An 18,115-nucleotide genomic window follows, 5' to 3' on the forward strand; every position below is an offset into this window, starting at 1 on the left:
TCCATATTATCTCCGGTGCAAACCACATTCCTTGTGCTCGGGATTCTCCCACCACCACCGGCCGGCGCGGGCATCCTCGCCCGGCTGCACCGCCCTGGTGCAGGGGGCGCAGCCGATGGAACGGTACCCCTGGCTGTAAAGACGGTTTTTGGGCAGCCGGTGCTCGTCGGTGTAGTTCGTGAGCTGTTCCTCGCTCCAGTCGATCAGAGGGTTGATCTTCAGGATGTCGCCGTTCAGGGTGTCCCGTTCGATGGCCTGCAGGTCGTTGCGGGTGACGCTCTGCTCGCGGCGCATGCCGGTTGCCCAGCCGGCCAAACCTGTGAGGGCTCGTGTGAGCGGCTCCACCTTGCGGATATGGCAGCAGGCATGGCGCTTGTCCAACGATTCGCGGAAGGAGAACAGACCCTCGGCCCGCTCCAGTTGCTCGACCGCTTCGTGTCGGGGGAAAAACCAGTCGATGTGCAGACGGTAGCGCTCCACCAGGGCGTCGGCCACCTCGCAGGTCTCTTCGTTCAAGCGGCCGGTGTCCAGGGCGAATACGCCCAGGGGAAGCCCCGCTTCATGGGCGATATGGATGATGGCCACATCCTCCAGGGAGAAGGAGCAGGCCAGGGATACCGGCCCTTCGGCAGCCTCGATGCCGGCGCGGAGGATCTGAACGGGATCGGCGTTTGGCGGTAGTCCGGGAATTGTCGTGGTCATACGTTACCGTCCTTTCTTAAATCTTCAGCCCAATCAGCGGCCAGATAAACCAGGCGGAAAATAGGAACAACAGCCAGGACAACAGCATGATCAGGGCTCCGGGTATGATGATGTCACGACTTCTCAGAAATCCTGAGCCGTAGGCGATGGCCATGGCGGGGGTTCCCATGGGGAGGCAGTATGCCAGGCCGGCGGGCAGGGCAATAGAGAGTGTCATCACCTTAGGGTCCATCCCCATGCTCGCCGCAAGGGGCAGGCCGATGGGCATGAAGATCGCCACTACGGCGGCATGGCTGACGCATTCTGTCAAGATGATCGCCACGAAAGAGATGACGACTATCACCATAAATGGTGACGGTGTTAATGAATGGAGGGTACGGTTGACGATCCAGGATGCGGCGCCGCTTTTTTCCAAGGCTCCGGCCAGGGCTATGGAACCGCCGTACATGAGTATTATGCCCCAGTTGACATATTCCTCGATCGATGCCCAGGACACCACCCGGAAGGTGAACAATACCACCGAAGCCAGAATGGCAATGGCTGCCAGACCGGTTTTCTCTCCAAACGTCATCCAGCTTACAATGGTGGCGGCCATGACCAGCGCCACAACATACTCGCCGAATCCCATTTTGCCGACCTCAAGCCGTTTGCGGTTGAGGTAGCGCATTCCGCCCCCAACATCTGATACATCCAGGGGGAAAAAACGGAGTAGCAACGGGAATCCGACCAGGACCAGCGGCAATACGATCATGCTGGCAGCGATCATCCAATCCCCGAACGAGAAGTGATGGCCGGTTGATTCCCTGAGGATGCTGGCCGCCAGCGGTGCCCGTGCCCCACCCAAAAAGGTGCCGATCCCGCCGATGATGCAGCCCCAGGCGATAGCCATGAAGAGTAGACCGCCATAACGGCTTTTCCCCCGTTCCAGGCCGAGACTGGCAACGATCTCGGATACCACGGGGAACATCATGGCGGCCACGGCATGCTCGCTCATGGCATAGGAAAGCACCGTGCTGAGAAGGAAAACCGTCAGCGCCAGCCGTCGGGGGGTGCGACCGAAACGGGCCAGCATCGCCCGGGCCAGTCGCGCCGACAGGCCGCTGCCGGTCATGGCCGCCGCGAGAATGAATGCGGCGAGAATGAAGAATACCGCTTCGTTACCGAATTGGGCATAGGTGCTTTTGGCATCCATGATGCCGAGTAGCGGCAGCATCACCATCGAGAGCAGTGCTGTAACGGCAATTGGTAACAACTCCGAGACCCAGAGGAAGATGGTCGCCCCAAAGAGGACGATGGCGTGATAGCCGTTGATACGCAATCCTGCTGGTGGTGTAAGGTTAAACAAAATAATGACGATTACCAGAAAGGCGGCAAATATCTGATAGCGGCCAGTCCGATCCAAAACGATCATCCAGAGTGGCCTCGTATCTATTTTAAGCGGTTTGTCAAGAGAGATGTCAGGCATCACAACCCCGCTGATTCGAATGAGGCTTCAGCCCCGCTGGTGCGCAGGTGGCGGAGCAGGTTGCCGGTGACCAGTGTCCTCCGGTCATGGAACCTGCCAATGGCATTTCGGAGAAGCCCGCTGCTTTCGCTGGACTCCAGGGGGGTTGACACATGGATCAACGGCAACAGTGGCTTGAGCGCCACCTCATGACGATGCCAGGCATCGGACAGATATGCAAAGAGTGCCGTTATCTCGTCCCGCCCCCTCCCGTTCGTACCCGGTGCCATGGTGAGCAGCGGAACAATGCCGTTATTCAGCACCGCGTCAATCGTACTGCGCAGTTCAGGCGCCGTCATTTCGTTCGTAGTAAGCGACGAAATTAGTGACCAATGCGGAAAGACGGCTGCGGCCCGCGCAAAGTACGGGAGTTGATCATGGCTGGCTGACCGTTCTGCATCGCCAAAGGCACGTAATGGGATATCCAGTATATCGAGCCCCGCCAAGTACAGCTGCTCGAAATGCGCTTCAGGCAGGGCTGCATTGATGCGTCCCATCAGGCGCACCGAAAAGTTTTTTTTGATTTGACGCACTAGTTCCAGATTGGCTCGCAGTTCGCTACGGCCGGAAAACGTCACATGAAACAGCCCGGTTGCTTCCTGGCAATGGCTTTCGTACATGGTTTCAAGGGTTTCAAAGACCGGAAGATCCCCTCCGATAAAGAACACCGCCCCCCATCGCCGCAACTCACGGGGTGACGGGAGAATAAACGGCTCTTCTATCAGTGTTTGCAACCTCTGTGAGTTTATTGAAAGGAACATGGATGCACATCCGTAGTTGAAATACCGTGTTATCATCACGCCAGATGGCGCCCGTTTTGAAGCCTGCGCAAAAGATTATGCGTGGTGCGGCATCGGCTACCCGAGATCTCTCACCTGGGTGAACAATTCGTCCGCTGTCAGATCATGTGCCGAGCGTGTACCGAGCCCTGCATCCGTACGCTGATAGAGGTCAAAGCGCGGAGTACGCCGGCCATCCTCCTCTTTGTGCAGTGCAGAACAAACAATACCGATATCGGCCAATTGCGGTTGGGTGCAGGAATTGGGGCAGCCGGAAATGGCCCAAATCCTGTTTCGCCCCTGCTCACCCATGAGTCCCGTCAGCTCGCGGCCCACATCCCGGCTTGGCGCCAGCCCCATCAGGCACTCATGGCTACCGGGGCAGACCCGTATGGTCGGGACAGATGCGGCAAAATTGAGGCCCGTCGAGCGCTGCAAGGCATCCGTGACGGTGGCGCCATCCACACCGTGCGACAACAGTAGGGCAATATCCTGGTTGGCGGTAACCATCAGCATGCCATCTGCGTACGTTTCGGCGGCATCGGCGATCTGTTCAAACTGGCCGGCGGTCAGCGCCCCGGCGAATACCTGCAATTCCAGACGCTGACGTCCATCCGGCGATGACACCAACTCTTCGGGCAGTCCACTGGTCATGGGGATTTCTTCGTGATACGCGGCCTCTTCCTCGATCAGGCTTGACAGTTTTGTTTCGCCAAACTCCCCGGCCAGGAACTTGAGACGTTTCGGGGAGGGGGCATGAGTTGCGTAAACCTTGAGAATCGCCTCTATAATAGGAATGATACGCTCTTCAGGCATCCGTTGTTTGAACAGGAAGGCGGGGCGCGGTTCACGCCCCAGGCCCCCGGCGATCCATATATCGTAGAAATGGCGACCGTCCTCGCTTCCTGCCAGCACGAGGCCGACGTCCTGGATCAGGTGCCTGCCGCCGGCCACACTTGCTTCTATGCCGACCTTGAACTTCTTGGGCAAGTGTTCGAAGCGGGGGTTACCGGTGAAGTGCCGATGAAGGCGGCGGGCGGTGGACTCCAGCACCGGAAATCTCAGGGCATCCTGGCTGCCACAGGTAATGCCGCGGACAGCTCCGCCGCAGGCTCCGCGCGAACTCAGGCCTGCTTTGGCCAAGTCACGCTTGATGTCGGACAGGTTTTCTTCCTTTAGCCAGTGGATTTCAATATTGCCGCGGCTGGTCAGGTGGATGGAGCCATGGCCGTAGCGTGTAGAAACCGTGGCAACAGCCCGCGCCTGTCCGGCAGAGATGACGCCGGCCGGCAGTTTGACACGCTGCATGTAAAAGCCTTCCTGGCGCTGTTTGTAAATACCGTCGAGACGGTATTCGTTGTTGTTTGCGGTGGTTGTGGACATGTGTCAAATCCCTTCGAACAATGCGGTTGATAGATAGCGTTCGGCGCCATCGGGCAGTACGGCAACAATCGTTTTACCGGCAAATTCGTCCAGCCTGGCAAGTCTTACCGCTGCGGCTGCCGCAGCTCCACTGGAAATCCCCACCAGGAGCCCTTCCTCCCTGGCCAGGCGTTTGGCGAACTCGATAGCCTCATTGCTTTCCACCTGTTCGACCCGGTCAACCAGGGACAGATCAAGAGTGTCAGGGATGAAGCCGGCGCCGATGCCTTGGATTTTGTGAGGCGCAGGTTTCAGTTCCTGGCCGGCCAGTTTCTGGCTGATGACCGGACTCTCCTTGGGCTCAACCGCCACGGAGACGATCTTTTTGCCTCTGGTATTCTTGATGTATCGGGAGATGCCGGTGATGGTGCCGCCAGTACCGACGCCAGAGACCAGGACATCGACGGCGCCATCCGTATCATTCCAGATCTCGGGTCCGGTGGTCTTTTCGTGAATCTCCGGGTTGGCCGGATTTTTGAACTGCTGGGGAATGAAGTATCTCTCGGGATCGGAAGCAGCGATCTCCTCGGCTCTGGCAATGGCGCCCTTCATTCCTTCCGCACCGGGGGTCAGGATCAGGTTGGCGCCCAGGGCGGCCAAGACCCGCCGGCGTTCGATACTCATGGTTTCGGGCATGGTCAGGGTCAATCTGTAGCCGCGGGCCGCCGCCACGTAGGCCAAAGCAATGCCGGTGTTGCCGCTGGTCGGTTCGATGATCTCCACACCCGGCTTGAGCACCCCGCGCTTCTCGGCATCCCAGATCAGGTTGGCTCCAATGCGGCATTTGACCGAGTAGGCAGGGTTGCGCCCCTCGACCTTGACCAGGACCGTTGCCTTGGCCCCGTCAACGACATGGTTCAGTTTGATCAGAGGGGTGTTGCCGATGGATTGGGAGTTGTCTGCATAGATGGTGCTCATGGTAATTCCCCTTTCTTTGGTAGTTTGTCTATAGAAATAATAGACAAAAAGAATAAAAAATTTAGATGCTGTAATCTACAATATTTGCGCGCCTGTTCTTCTCGTTTTCGCTACGTTCGATCATATCAGCCAAGGTCAAGCTGTCAAGCGTCTGGGCCAGTGCCCGGTTGACATCGACCATCACCAGCCGGATACCGCAGGTGGCCTCGTCGTCGCATTCGTCGCAGTGGGCGTAATTGGTTTCGCTGAGGCATTGTACCGGCGCCAGATCACCCTCCAGTATCCGCACGATGCTGCCCAAGGTTATCTTGGAGGGCGGCGATGCCAGATAGTAGCCACCACCCTTGCCGATCCTGCTCTGAAGGATACCCCCCTTGCGAAGGGAGAGCAATATGAACTCCAGGAACTTCTTGGGGATGTTCCCGGCCTTGGCCAAGTCGGAAATCAACACCGGTTGCGAACTGGGCTGTTCGGCCAGATGGTAGAGCGCCTTGAGGGCGTATTTAGTCTTTTTTGAAATCATATCTATTAAGTCTATAGATAAAATAAAATTTAGTGACTGTCAAGCAAATAAAATGAACAGGTTAGTCAAAGGTTACCTCAATAAGGCGGTCTGGGCAAATATCCTGACTGACAGGGCTTGGTATCAGCGATTTGGTGGGCTTAGCCGGTGCGACGAACCATTTGGTCGAATCCTTGGCGCTGTGACAAATTGGATGACAGGCAAGGCCACTGGTCAGGTATGGCGGTATTCGGATGATGGCAGGGGCGGGGAAAGAAAGCGGGTATAAAGTTGTAGAACCGCATGGGTTCAGCGATTATTTGATTTTAACCAGGGTGAGATTGCTGCCGTCGATTTGCAGCACGTCACCGTGAAACCTTAAAAAAATCTCTTTTTTAAGTGGGTCTGTGATCTTGATCCTGCCATCATCCAGAGTCATCCAGGTGAAAGGTGCTTTCCCCAGATTACTTGTGGAGGTGCCGGTGTGGTCGCGTGAGAATTCGGCGGCATAATCGAACCCCTCTGTCTTCCACATACCGTATATGCGGGATTCGGGTTCGCTGCATCCTGCAATGACCGCCAGATTCATCAGCAAAAACCAAATGATTTTTTTCATTCCCTCGTCCCCGCCTTATGGTGTGCCGTTATTTTTATATGTTCTCGTTGTGTTACCACTGTGGTACCAACCAAATCCGCTGAAGGTATATGAAGGCAAGAATCACTTAAGATCTCCAAAATTGAAAGAGCAACCGGAAACAGAAGCTCTTGGAATGAAAAAACTTTCAAGGCTTATACCACAGAGTTACCGGGGGAACCTTCGAGTTTGGCCAGCCTGCGTAGTGACCTAGTATGCCCGCTACCGCTGGCGTAGGAAACATGAGTTGCTTCAATTGCTTACTGCATTTTCGAATGGTATCAACCCATTTGAGGAAAAACAAGTCCAAAAATAAATGCACATTAAAAACGGTTATTGCCCAGGAGCATTCGAAAGAAATATAGGTAAATCAAAAGGATATAAAACAATGCCTGCCAGGCTGACGAGTTTTTATGCCGATAAATTCGGGAACGTGCAGCGAAAAAAGGAAATAGGGTTATAGTGGTATAGGAAATCGAATCAACTAGGGGCACCCATACGTGTATATACTCTCAACGTGATGGCTGCAATTTTTCAACGTCTACGGAGTTTGTTCCATTATGACAAAAAGCAGCTCCATTTTTCTGATATCCATACTGCTGACGATACTAATTGGTTACGGAGACTATCAGACCGGCGCGCATATCTCAATGCTGCTGGTCTACTCCGTTCCGGTCCTTGTCTCGGCCTGGTACTGCGGCAGGCTGGAAGGTATTGTCGTTGCCGCCTGCGCGGCTACAAGTTGGTTAGTCGTCAATATGGTTCATAAAGTACCAAGTGTAAGCGAAGCCATCCTTTCCTGGAATGCCTTCACACGCTTGGGTATCTTTGCCATGATAGCATATGCCGTTTCCCTGCAGGCCCAGTTACGAAGGGCACTCGTGCGCGAGAAGCTGAAGTCTGACACTGACAGGCTGACCGGGCTCTTGAACAAAGGAGCCTTCCGTGATCAGGTTGAGGAAGAGATGATTCGGGCGCAACGTTATAATCATCCAATTTCTTTGGCCTTCATTGATTTGGATAATTTTAAACAAGTAAACGATATCCACGGGCACGCACGCGGTGACCGGCTACTGCAGCACGTTGGGGAAACAATTATGCATACCATACGGAGGACCGATTTTGCTGGTCGCATAGGCGGCGACGAGTTCACGGTTTTTTTCCCGGAAACAGACGAGGAACAGGCGCGCAAGGCGATTGAAAATCTCGTTCAGGCACTCGATATCATGACCAGCCAATCAGGCTGGCAGGTGACGGCCAGCATCGGCGTAGTGACCTGCCCGGTAATATGCGACACCTACGACGCTCTGTTGGGCAAGGCAGACAAACTGATGTATCTTGCCAAGGAAAAAGGTAGAAACGCGGCGGTTTTTGAAACGATCCAGTCAATAGATGTATAAGGAAAGTGATCCATTCTGCGAACTGAAGCTGTCTGTACCCCACATTTGCAGATCACAACATACGTGCTTATTCATATAACGTAGACCAAACCTCCACCGCATTAACCATCTCTCATCTCTAATTGAAATCGATCTTGTAGTAGATGTCTGCACCACTCTCCGTCCCTGTCTGGGTTTCGATATTCCAACGCCGGGAAATGTCGTAACGAAGGCGAATCAGATTGTCGCCGGTGAAGAGTGAACGTCCGTAACTCAGGTAGAGTTGCGGGGTCAGATATTTTCCTGCTGTAGCAACGGTCTGAGATAGGCCTGTCGTCGTTTGAGGAGTCGTCGTGCCGGGAGGGGCTGCCGCAATGACCTTGTACCCCATGATTGCGGAGGTTGAAGCTTTGTCACCGACCTCCAGGGTGCTGAGCCCCAGCCTGTTTTTTATCTGGTCCTTCAGGGAGTATGTCTGGCTGGAGGAGAGCAACTGGCTTGCAGCCTGAATGACCAAGGTCGCTTGGTCGCTTCCGCTGCCCAGCGGGTGACCAAGCACGATGTAGGCCAGAGTGTCCGTGTCCGTCATTGCTGGCTCGGAGTAGAGCTTGACCGTCGGTGTCTGTAGCGAGCCGGTCACCGTTACGCCGGCCCGCACGTCTCCCACGGTGCGCAGAGCCAGTATATCCAGGGTCGGTTGGCCGATGGAGTCTCCGGTGTAGTACACTCGCCCCCGCACGATCTCCAAATCGATGCCGTATGCCTTGTAACGTCCTTTTACCAGCCTGATCTCTCCGTCGCTTGTTATCTGGTCGGGACCTCGCACTTTCAGGTTAATACTCCCTCCCAGTTGCGCATCAACCCCCTCCAGCTTTACCTTCACGTGGTCTCCGGGGATAACGCGTACCTGTATGTCCAATGCGAGTGGAAAGTGGTGAGTGGCCTGGGGAGGCGTTCCCTCAATGATCACATCCTTACTCCGCGTAACTACGGAACTGCGCGGCGGCCCCTGGACAAGGAGCTCGGGCACACGAATATCGCCACGCACAGCCAGCGTGTTCGAGGTTCCAGCGAAGCTGAGATGAGGCTCGACCAGCATACGGATCTCGGGGAGATAGATCGCCTGGAAACGTTCGCCGTTCAGATTTCCTGTGTAGTCGGCCACGCGCCACCCTTTCAGGCGGATAACGGCCGTTCCCGAGATGTGACCGGGTCCAGAGTCGGCCCGGAAGTTACCAATGCGGATGAGATCATTCTCCATGTGAGCGTCCAGGCGTACCTCATTAACATGGACTCCGGCAGCGGGGAAATAGGCTCCCGCCCGAGCCAGATGCAGGTCTCCACCTATTCGCGGTTCCCGCAAGGTGCCCGTAATCTCAAGCTGTCCTGACACCTCCCCGCGGCTCTCACGGATCAACCCCGGAAAGAGAGAGGTGAGAAGCCCTTGCTCCCGGAAACGCCCTTTAAATGTTGCACGGACAAGTCCCTGCTGCTGAATTGCCGTGGGAAACCGTGCCGGAAGCGGTAACTCAAAAACGCCCTGTATCTGTCCGTATTCAGCCATCTCCAGGCTTGTTGATCCGGTTAAGTTCTCCCCTTGCCATGTCCATTTTATGGCAGCGTTACGCACCGTACTGTTATAATCCCCACCTTTTGTGCGAAGGTGGACCGCAGTTTGCGAGAGAGCTGCGCTACCCGCAAGCGTGAGATGACTCCCCATCAGGATCTTGCCAGCGGCATGCCCTGTTACCCGGCCCTCCAGATTGAACCCGGCGGGCATCCATGGTTGCACGAGAGTGAGATTTACCTCCGACCATTCAAGCGTCAAGTTACCCGTATCGGGTGCGGCCAAGCGGATGGGTGAACGTGATGAGAATGCGCCTTTCAGCAGGCCGTGGTCGGCCAGCCTAAGTTCCAGCCCGGCATGGAGGCCGTGCTCGTCGGCATCGATGGTAAATAGGCCGCGCTTTACATTAAAAGCGTGGTTATCCCGAGTGAACAGGCCCTGCGTATCCGCGCTCGCAGCCAGGGTGAGTTTGTTTTTCGGGGCAAAACCCAATTGGATCGACCCAGAGGTAGTCCCGTCGACCCGTACCCCCTGAAGCCACTGATTCGCCCTAGCCAAATTAACACCGCTCCACTGCACTCGCACATTGCCCTGCAGGGGCTGGATCAGATCTGCGGTGATGGTGATTCGTTCCGGTCCCGCGCCGCTGATAGCCAGGGGGGCGATGGAAAGCCGTTCGGCAGCAACAGCCAGGGCGGCGGGTGCGAGGAGGTGCCAGGCACCAACGGTATCCTTGCCGGAGAGGCGAGTGATCATTCCCTTCCAACTCACTTGATCATAGGACCCGGACAAACCCACTCTCACGTCGGCTCCAGAAGATTGCACCGTCGCATCCAGAGTATGGTCGTGAAGGGTCCCGTCGGCGGCAACGGTGAGTGAGTCGGCCTGAAAGCGTTTGTAGTGCACAGCACGCAGTGCTGCGGTTGCGTGTATAGGGTATCCCCCCCCATTCCTGAGCCGGGCGGTTATGTTCGCGTTTGCTACCTTAACCCCGTTGACCTGGAGAGCTCGGCCGTAACCGTTCAGGTAGCCAGCCGGACGTCCGTTGCGCCAGCGTATCCGGCCGTCAGCCCGAAATGCCCCGGCGGTTCCGGGGATCAACAGCGATAAATCACTCACTTGAGTTGTAAAAGCCAGCCCCGTGTAGAGCGTCCCCATAGCCTCGATGTCGAACCCTTTCCCATGGAGTGCCAGCGCTTCAACACTGAGGTCACCGCCGTTGGAGGCCGCTCGCAGATTTCCGGTAAGCGGCTGCCCATGCAGGTCACTGTCCAGAAGTTTTGCATTCATATTCCAGCGTAGAGGGGCATGGGCCAGGTACGCCAAGGCGCCGCTGATATCTACGTTGACCACACCCGTCCAACCTGGGGCGATCATGGCAGGGTTGAGCCCCCTTGCGCGAATCACGCCGCGAAGCGCCAGTCCCTCCTCCCAGGTAACCTCAAGATCACCTGCCGCATTCCCACCCAGCAGAGTGCCGTGCAGAGAGGTAAAACGGACCCCATGGCTATTACCGCTGTAACGGCCCGAGACATGGGACGTTCGCCTCACTGTGCCTTGGTTGGCGAGATCGAAACGTCCCTGGTAGTTTGCCGCCCCCCCCTCAAACCACAACTCGCCCGTCAGGTTGGTCGCTGTCTTCAACTCAGGAGCCAGATTGAGGCCGGAAAGGGCGATCCTTAGTTTCAGAAACGGCCCGCGTTCTGTTATGGTCAGGGTCCCGTCACCGGTTACCCGACCACCGCTTTCCTGTCTGTCCAGGCGGAGCCGCCGCAGGTTGAATCCGTTGCGGGTTACTCCGGCCACTCCCGAAATTTGTAGTTGCTGGCGCTTCCCTCGTGCGCCCGACAGGACGAGACTTCCCGCCAGTTGTTCGGCGCCGCTTCCTGGAAGCAGGCGGGTATGGATGGAGAAAACATTCATATCGGCCAGCGGGTGCGGCAGACCCACCACGAGGTCGGTTTTTAGAGATGGGCGGCGAAAACCGGCCACGGTATTTCCTGTGACACGGCCGTCAGGGGAGGCGATTTCAAGATCGTCCAAGGAGAGAAGTCCGTCCTGCCACTCAATAGAAGCGGCGGCGGTGTCGATAATCACCGGCCGTTCACCCTGTCGCCGGTAACTGAACCTATCAACCCGCAAATGGGTTATGGTTACATCGAAGAACTGTGCCTTACCGGATAGTCGGGGCCAGGAGATTTGGGGAGGCTGCCGGCCGGCCGGGGTGTTATCCCTGATACTTGTCCCCTCCAGGGTGAGTCTCTGGACGGCAATCCGTCCTCCCAGCAGAAGCAGTGGCTGCCAGCGCAGGTCCAGGCTGTCCAGTTCTGCCTCTTGCTGTAGCATGACGGCGTGTACTTCGGTTAGGCGCAGGTGATCCAGCAATCGCCCTTCGACCACTCTGGCGGTGATCTTCAGCGGGGTGTGGAGTGAAACCGACGCCAGGAGCCAGCGGGCGCCGGAGGTGGTCCCGCATAGCCAGACGACAGCAGTCGCGGTTATAAAAACTGCGGTTGCCCCAACTGCGAGGAGCAACATGTGAATGGTGGACCGTTTCACAGCTCGAACCCCACGGTGAAATGAATGTGCCAAGCCGGACTGTCCACCCCTATTTGGCGGGCCAGGTAGAGATTAAGGGCGCCTATCGGGCTGTAGTAATGCACACCAGCCCCGGCTCCCTGAAACAGCCGGATGTTGTCGAATGAATTGAATGCGTTGCCAGCGTCGTAAAATAGCGATATGCCCCACTTGTCAAACAGTGCCCGCTCAAGCTCCGCGCTTCCCACCAGGAGGTGCTTCCCTCCAGCTACCTTGCCGCTTGAATCCCGCGGGCCGAGTGATTGGAAGGAATAACCGCGCACACTTTGATCTCCGCCGGCAAAAAAACGAAGCGAAACCGGCAGATCGACCAACGAGTCGCTTAGCAGGGTGGTCGCCGACTTAGCCCGGGTATGCAGGGAGAGGCGCCATGGCAAGGGGATGAGCACGCTTCCATCCGTAATTAACTGGAGCAGGTCGACATCCGAGCCAAGCGCCTGGTGAACTCCGTGCAATTCGATTCCGTAGTGATATCCCTGTGTCGGCCTGATCTGGTTATCGTAATGGTTTTCATTGAAACGCAGGCCGGGCAATACCAAGCGCGCCCCCGAGTTCTGCGCGCCGACGGTAAAGTCTTCCTGTTGCAGCCTGACAAAGGCTGTTCCGACCCGTCCCGGACCAAAACCACGGTTTCTGTCCACCTCCAGTGAGATCAGGCGGCTGACGTAGGTAACAACGTCCTGCCGTTGTAAATTGAGCTGTATCCCGGTAAAACTTCTGATATCCCTGGGACTTGGTATGGTATAGACGGTTGCCAGCCCCTGGATGTTCTGTGCGATTAACAGGTTGGCATTGAGTTCGTGCCCGAGTCGCAACATGTTAAGGTCGCGGTAACGCAAACTAACGCGGGCTCCCGTGTCCGTGCCGTAGCCTATGCCAGGGTGCAGGGTCTTGGGAGGATTCGGTTTCAGGCGGACGAGAACAGCCATCAGGGACTGCTGGTTTTTTTCTTTCTCCGGGGTGACGATTACCTCCTTGAAACGGTCGGAGTTGGTTAGGTTGAGCTGAGTTTCTGCCAACTTGGCGGGGGAAAAGATCTCTCCGGGCTTAAATGCCAGATAACGTCGCAGAAAGCTTTCGGGATAGCCGGGCGTGCCTTCTATCTTCACTTCACCGAAACGGTATCGTTCGCCCGTTTCCAGGAGCAGCCTGATGCGGGCATCGGTCTTTGTCGGTGCGATGAGGATCTCGTGCAGATCAAATGTGGCATCCGCGTACCCCAGTGCCTGGGCCTGTGAAAGCAGTCTTCCCTTGGCATCTTCGTACTTTTTTTGCAGGAGGAGGTCGCCTCGGTGCAACGGGAAAGTGGACACCAGTGCCTTTAGAGACTCTTCCTCCGCGCCGGGGCCGTGTAGCGAAATCTCGACCGTTTTCACCCTTACCGGTTCCCCCGTCGTCACCATGACCCTCAGGCGATATCTGTCCGGGCCGAGATCCTCGATAGTGGCGCCGATCCGGGCACTGTAATAGCCGAACGGTTCCAGTGCAGAACGAACTTTTTCCGTGGACTGTTGTTTAAAGTGTTCGAGCCACAGTCTGTCCACCTTTCCCTCACCGGTCATCCCGGCAGGAAGAGTCAGCGCTTCGCGCACATTGCGCAACGCATCTCCCTCGATCCCCTCAATTGCTATCTCGATGGGCTCTTCGGCCCTTAAAGGCGCTGCCAGGCAGTGGAGCGACACAACGCATGCTACGATGATATAAAGACATCCGGGCTTTACCACGTTTGATCACCACAAGACTTCACAGTAGGCTTTTATAATAAAGGATATCCCCTACTATTCTAGTACGCAACTATGTTGAGCGAATATCCGGGGAATGTGGGCGTGAACACGGCACTTTTGCCACTGGCGGAACTTTGACCTGTTTAGAAAAATTTGTTGGTGCCACAGCTCAGTTTTTTTCGAGGGATGATAACCGCAGATATACCTCGGCTTGATGACGAGCATTAGATCGGAGGCAGTCTGTTTGCAGGGATAGTTTCTGGTCGTCATATGAAGTTTTAAGAGGAAATGAAAAGAAAGAGCCACTTCTGAAAGTAGAAGGCGATAAGATGTTGGAGGCGATTCAGTATTTATGGCGTGCTTAGCAAAATAAAAGGAGCTATGACGCAAATCATAACTCCTTGATATTTTTGGTGGGCGCTACTGGGATCGAACCAGTGACCCCTGCCGTGTGAAGGCAGTGCTCTCCCGCTGAGCTAAGCGCCCGAGTGTTCCAATTCAATAGCAGAGCACAGTGCTCCTGTCAAGCCCCCAGAGTGAAATTTGCTTTCACGCAGCGGTTGCTTTGGGATAATCAAAATAGCGGTGGCATTTACAACCGGACATGATGGTGCCGTTCATGATGGCAATTTTACCTTGTCATTTCGTGGGTTGTTGTGTTATAAAATTCCGATTTCAATTCACACGCCTCGGATAATGACCGGCGGTGTCCCTTGTGGCTGCAGGGATTCAACGGGGCGGAGGAAAAACCAAAGGAGAGGATGAGTATGTCAAGTATCAGCATGAAGGAACTGCTGGAGGCCGGCGTCCATTTCGGCCACCAGACCAAGCGTTGGAACCCCAAGATGAAACCCTACATCTTCGGGGCACGTAACGGAATTTACATCATCGACCTGCAGAAAACCGTCCGTTATTTCAAATCCGCTTACAATTTCGTAAAAGAATCGGTCGAAGGCGGCAACACTGTCCTGTTCGTCGGTACGAAGAAACAGGCCCAGGATTCGGTAGCCGAAGAGGCGAGCCGTTGCGGCATGTATTACGTCAACCAGCGCTGGCTGGGCGGCATGCTGACGAACTTCGCCACCGTCAAGCAGAGCATCGACCGTCTCAAACGCCTTGACGCCATGTTCGAGGACGGCACAGTCGAAGCCTACACCAAGAAAGAGTCCCTCCAGTTTGACAAGGAACGCGAAAAGCTCCAGAAAACCTTGGGTGGCATCAAGGGGATGCACAAGCTTCCCGGCATGATGTTCGTTATTGACCCCAAGAATGAAGAAATCGCCGTTCAGGAGGCCAATAAACTGGGGATCCCCGTTGTGGCCATCGTTGACACCAACTGCGATCCCGATCCTATCGATCACGTCATCCCGGGCAACGACGATGCCATTCGCGCCATTCGTCTGTTGAGTTCCAAAATTGCCGATGCCGTCATCGAGGGTTCTCAGTCTCGTAATGCCGCTCTCCAGGCCGATAAAGAGGGAACTGAGGAATTTGTCGCTGCCGAAGCGGCTGAGGGCGTTGCAGAGGCGGCTGCCGAATAAAGCACTGATTACATGATCCCTGTTACGGGGAAGGAGGATATGATGGCTGTTACTGCTGCACAGATCAACGAATTGAGAAAGTCGACCGGGGCCGGCATGCTCGATTGCAAGAAGGCCCTTGAGGAAAGTACCGGTGATTTCGAGAAGGCCGTGGATTACCTGCGCAAAAAGGGGCTGGCCGCTGCCGCCAAGAAGGCCGGTAGAGCCGCCACTGAAGGTGCTGTCGGTTGTTATATCCACGCCGGCGGCAAGATCGGCGTCATGGTCGAGATTAACTGTGAAACCGACTTCGTCGCCAAGAACGAAAACTTTCAGGTCTTTGTGAAGGACATCGCTATGCATATCGCTGCCGCATCGCCTACCTGCGTGCGCCGCGAGGAGGTGTCTGCCGATGTTTTGGAGCGTGAGAAGGAGATCTATCGCGCCAAGGCCCGGGAAACCGGCAAGCCGGAAAACATCATCGAGAAGATCATCGAAGGCCAGATCAACAAGTTTTACGCCGACGTCTGCCTTCTGGAGCAGTCCTACGTCAAGGACCCGGACAAGACCATCGAACAGTACCTCAATGAAACCATCGCCAAGATCGGCGAGAATATGTCGATCCGCCGCTTTACCAAGTATGTCCTAGGTGAGGGGCTTGAAAAGAAAGAGACGGACTTTGCTGCCGAAGTGGCAGCAGCGGCCGGCCTGTAATCAGACGCCGAAGCCGGCCGCCATGGCCGGCTTTTTTTATACTCGCCGCCTTGGCAGCATCCCAGACCCGACGACTTCACACATTATCATATTCAAGACGGGAGTCAGACCATGAACAGGCCGTCATTTACCAGAGTGCTCTTAAAGTTGTCCGGCGAATCGCTTGCGGGTGACCAGGGGTATGGCATCGACCCGCTGACCATCAATACCATTGCCCGTGAGATTAAAGAGGTGGTAGATATGGGGGTCCAGTTGGCGCTCGTGATCGGCGGCGGCAACATCTTCCGTGGTCTGGCCGCCTCATCCAAGGGTATGGACCGGGCCAGCGCCGACTACATGGGGATGTTGGCCACGGTAATAAACTCCCTGGCCATGCAGGACGCCCTGGAGAAGCAGGGTGTTTCCACCCGTGTCCAATCGGCCATCGCCATGCAGGAGGTGGCTGAACCTTATATCCGCCGGCGGGCCATGCGTCATCTTGAAAAAGGGCGGGTGGTCATCTTCGGCGCCGGCACCGGCAACCCGTACTTCACCACGGATACCGCAGCAAGTCTGCGGGCCATGGAGATCAATGCTCAGGTGATCCTCAAAGGGACCAAGGTGGATGGCGTCTATTCGGCCGACCCTAAAAAGGATGCCACAGCGGTCAAACTGCCGAAACTGACCTATCTCGAAGTGCTTAAGATGGGGCTGCAGGTTATGGACGCAACGGCCACCTCGCTCTGCATGGACAACAACCTGCCGATTATAGTGTTCGATCTGACCAGCGAGGGAAACATCAAAAAGGTCATCTGCGGCGAAGAAATAGGAACCATCGTACAAGGAGAATAAAACATGCCAAAGTCCGTGATTGACGACATGAAGTCACACATGGAGAAGACCGTTAACGTTCTCAAGGGTGAATTCCAGAAAATAAGGACCGGTCGCGCCAGCACCGGCATTCTGGATGCGGTCAAGGTGGACTATTACGGCAACCCTTCCTCCATCAGTCAGGTGGCCACCCTGGCGGTGCCGGAGCCGCGCACCATCACTATCGCTCCGTGGGAGGCCAAAATGATCGGCCCCATAGAAAAGGCTATCCTCAATGCCAATATCGGCTTGACCCCTTCCAACGACGGAAAGATCATCCGTCTCAACCTGCCACCGCTGACCGAGGAACGCCGCAAGGAAATTGTCAAGGATCTCAGGAAAAAAGCTGAAGAGGATAAAATCGCCCTGCGCAACATCCGCCGCGACGCCATGGACAAACTGAAGAAGCTGGAGAAAGACAAGGGGATCACCGAGGACGAACTGAAAAAATACGAAAAAGATGTACAGGATATAACCAAGAGTTTCGAGACCAAGATAGACGAAGCCGTGGCCCATAAAGAAAAAGAGGTCATGGAAGTTTGATGGAATCGCTCGTTCCGGACAGGCTGCCTACGCACCTTGCCATCATCATGGACGGCAACGGGCGATGGGCGCAGCAACGCATGCTCAAGCGCATCGTGGGGCATCAGCGCGGGGCTGAGACCATCAAGATGGTGGTGGAGCAATCCTCCCTTCTGGGTATTAAATACTTGACCCTTTTTGCCTTTTCCTCCGAAAACTGGTCGCGGCCCGCAATGGAGGTCAAGGCGCTGATGGCGCTGCTCAAGAAGTATATCCGCCAGGAAACTGCACGCATGATGCGGAAAAACATCCGCTACAATGTAATAGGTAACCGCAGCGAGCTGCCCGACGATGTCAATGAAACCCTGGAAGACGCCATTCGCCAGACTGCCGGCAATACCGGCATGGTTCTGACCTTGGCGCTTTCCTACGGTGGGCGGCAGGAACTCAGTATGGCCGCAAGCCGACTGGCACGTGACGTGGCTGCCGGCAAACTCAAGCCGGACGATATAACCATGGATGTTTTTGGCGGTTATCTCGACACCGGCGGCCTGCCCGATCCCGACTTCCTGATCCGCACCAGCGGAGAGATGCGCATCAGCAACTTCCTCTTGTGGCAGTTGGCCTATACCGAACTATATTTCACCGAAACCTACTGGCCCGACTTTACCATTAACGAGTTTCAAAAGGCATTGGCCGATTTCCAATCCCGCGAGCGACGTTTCGGCAAGACCAGCGACCAAATCCTGAATAGGGGTTCCTTATTAAACGCCTGATCTCA

The 18,115-nt window shown here is 55.6% G+C and carries 15 protein-coding genes and 1 tRNA gene; 6 read left to right on the forward strand and 10 right to left on the reverse strand.

Annotated elements, in window-relative coordinates:
• Positions 1-6: 6 nt before the first annotated feature.
• The 7 genes from LDN12_RS04740 to LDN12_RS04770 all read right to left on the reverse strand — a co-directional run bounded on the left by LDN12_RS04740 (position 7) and on the right by LDN12_RS04770 (position 6,443).
• On the reverse strand, positions 7-702 hold the full coding sequence (locus LDN12_RS04740) for a phosphoadenylyl-sulfate reductase (RefSeq protein WP_223921534.1): 696 nt from the start codon (positions 700-702) through the stop codon (positions 7-9).
• 16 nt (positions 703-718) lie between these two features.
• Positions 719-2,113 carry a DASS family sodium-coupled anion symporter gene (locus LDN12_RS04745; protein ID WP_223921535.1) on the reverse strand — a complete coding sequence of 465 codons (1,395 nt, stop codon included), beginning with the start codon at positions 2,111-2,113 and terminating at the stop codon, positions 719-721.
• Positions 2,114-2,166: 53 nt separating this feature from the next.
• Positions 2,167-2,967 carry a hypothetical protein gene (locus tag LDN12_RS04750; RefSeq protein ID WP_223921536.1) on the reverse strand — a complete coding sequence of 267 codons (801 nt, stop codon included), beginning with the start codon at positions 2,965-2,967 and terminating at the stop codon, positions 2,167-2,169.
• A gap of 96 nt (positions 2,968-3,063) precedes the next feature.
• Positions 3,064-4,368, reverse strand: coding sequence for a nitrite/sulfite reductase (locus LDN12_RS04755; protein WP_223921537.1), 1,305 nt, complete (start codon positions 4,366-4,368; stop codon positions 3,064-3,066).
• A 3-nt stretch (positions 4,369-4,371) separates the two neighbouring features.
• Positions 4,372-5,325 carry a cysteine synthase A gene (cysK, locus tag LDN12_RS04760; protein ID WP_223921538.1) on the reverse strand — a complete coding sequence of 318 codons (954 nt, stop codon included), beginning with the start codon at positions 5,323-5,325 and terminating at the stop codon, positions 4,372-4,374.
• Between the two features lie 61 nt (positions 5,326-5,386).
• A complete protein-coding gene (locus LDN12_RS04765) occupies positions 5,387-5,848 on the reverse strand; it encodes an Rrf2 family transcriptional regulator (RefSeq protein ID WP_223921539.1) in 462 nt (153 codons plus the stop codon).
• A 295-nt stretch (positions 5,849-6,143) separates the two neighbouring features.
• A complete protein-coding gene (locus LDN12_RS04770) occupies positions 6,144-6,443 on the reverse strand; it encodes a hypothetical protein (protein ID WP_223921540.1) in 300 nt (99 codons plus the stop codon).
• A 578-nt stretch (positions 6,444-7,021) separates the two neighbouring features.
• Between LDN12_RS04770 and LDN12_RS04775 the strand changes: the two genes are divergently transcribed.
• Complete coding sequence (locus LDN12_RS04775; protein WP_223921541.1) at positions 7,022-7,861, forward strand: GGDEF domain-containing protein; 840 nt, start codon at positions 7,022-7,024, stop codon at positions 7,859-7,861.
• Positions 7,862-7,979: 118 nt separating this feature from the next.
• On the opposite strand, the gene LDN12_RS04780 is transcribed toward LDN12_RS04775, so the two are convergent.
• The 3 genes from LDN12_RS04780 to LDN12_RS04790 form a co-directional block, all read right to left on the reverse strand.
• The gene (locus LDN12_RS04780; protein WP_223921542.1) at positions 7,980-11,966 is read right to left on the reverse strand and encodes a translocation/assembly module TamB domain-containing protein; all 3,987 of its coding nucleotides are present in this window, start codon (positions 11,964-11,966) and stop codon (positions 7,980-7,982) included.
• Positions 11,963-13,729, reverse strand: coding sequence for an autotransporter assembly complex family protein (locus tag LDN12_RS04785; protein ID WP_223921543.1), 1,767 nt, complete (start codon positions 13,727-13,729; stop codon positions 11,963-11,965). Before LDN12_RS04785 ends, LDN12_RS04780 begins: the two co-directional genes overlap by 4 nt.
• A gap of 411 nt (positions 13,730-14,140) precedes the next feature.
• Positions 14,141-14,215: transfer RNA gene (locus LDN12_RS04790), tRNA-Val, on the reverse strand.
• Between the two features lie 281 nt (positions 14,216-14,496).
• Between LDN12_RS04790 and rpsB the strand changes: the two genes are divergently transcribed.
• The 5 genes from rpsB (at position 14,497) to LDN12_RS04815 (ending at position 18,110) form a co-directional block, all read left to right on the forward strand.
• Positions 14,497-15,270 carry a 30S ribosomal protein S2 gene (gene rpsB / locus LDN12_RS04795; RefSeq protein WP_223921544.1) on the forward strand — a complete coding sequence of 258 codons (774 nt, stop codon included), beginning with the start codon at positions 14,497-14,499 and terminating at the stop codon, positions 15,268-15,270.
• 42 nt (positions 15,271-15,312) lie between these two features.
• Positions 15,313-15,963 carry a translation elongation factor Ts gene (gene tsf / locus LDN12_RS04800; protein ID WP_223921545.1) on the forward strand — a complete coding sequence of 217 codons (651 nt, stop codon included), beginning with the start codon at positions 15,313-15,315 and terminating at the stop codon, positions 15,961-15,963.
• A gap of 111 nt (positions 15,964-16,074) precedes the next feature.
• Positions 16,075-16,794 (forward strand): UMP kinase, encoded by a 720-nt coding sequence (gene pyrH, locus LDN12_RS04805; RefSeq protein WP_223921546.1) that lies wholly within the window; start codon positions 16,075-16,077, stop codon positions 16,792-16,794.
• Positions 16,795-16,797: 3 nt separating this feature from the next.
• Complete coding sequence (gene frr / locus LDN12_RS04810) at positions 16,798-17,355, forward strand: ribosome recycling factor (RefSeq protein WP_223921547.1); 558 nt, start codon at positions 16,798-16,800, stop codon at positions 17,353-17,355.
• Positions 17,355-18,110 (forward strand): isoprenyl transferase, encoded by a 756-nt coding sequence (locus tag LDN12_RS04815; RefSeq protein WP_223921548.1) that lies wholly within the window; start codon positions 17,355-17,357, stop codon positions 18,108-18,110. Before frr ends, LDN12_RS04815 begins: the two co-directional genes overlap by 1 nt.
• The last annotated feature ends 5 nt before the right edge of the window (positions 18,111-18,115 follow it).

It is taken from the genome of Geobacter sp. AOG2 (genome assembly GCF_019972295.1).
Classification (GTDB): Bacteria; Desulfobacterota; Desulfuromonadia; order Geobacterales; family Pseudopelobacteraceae; genus Oryzomonas.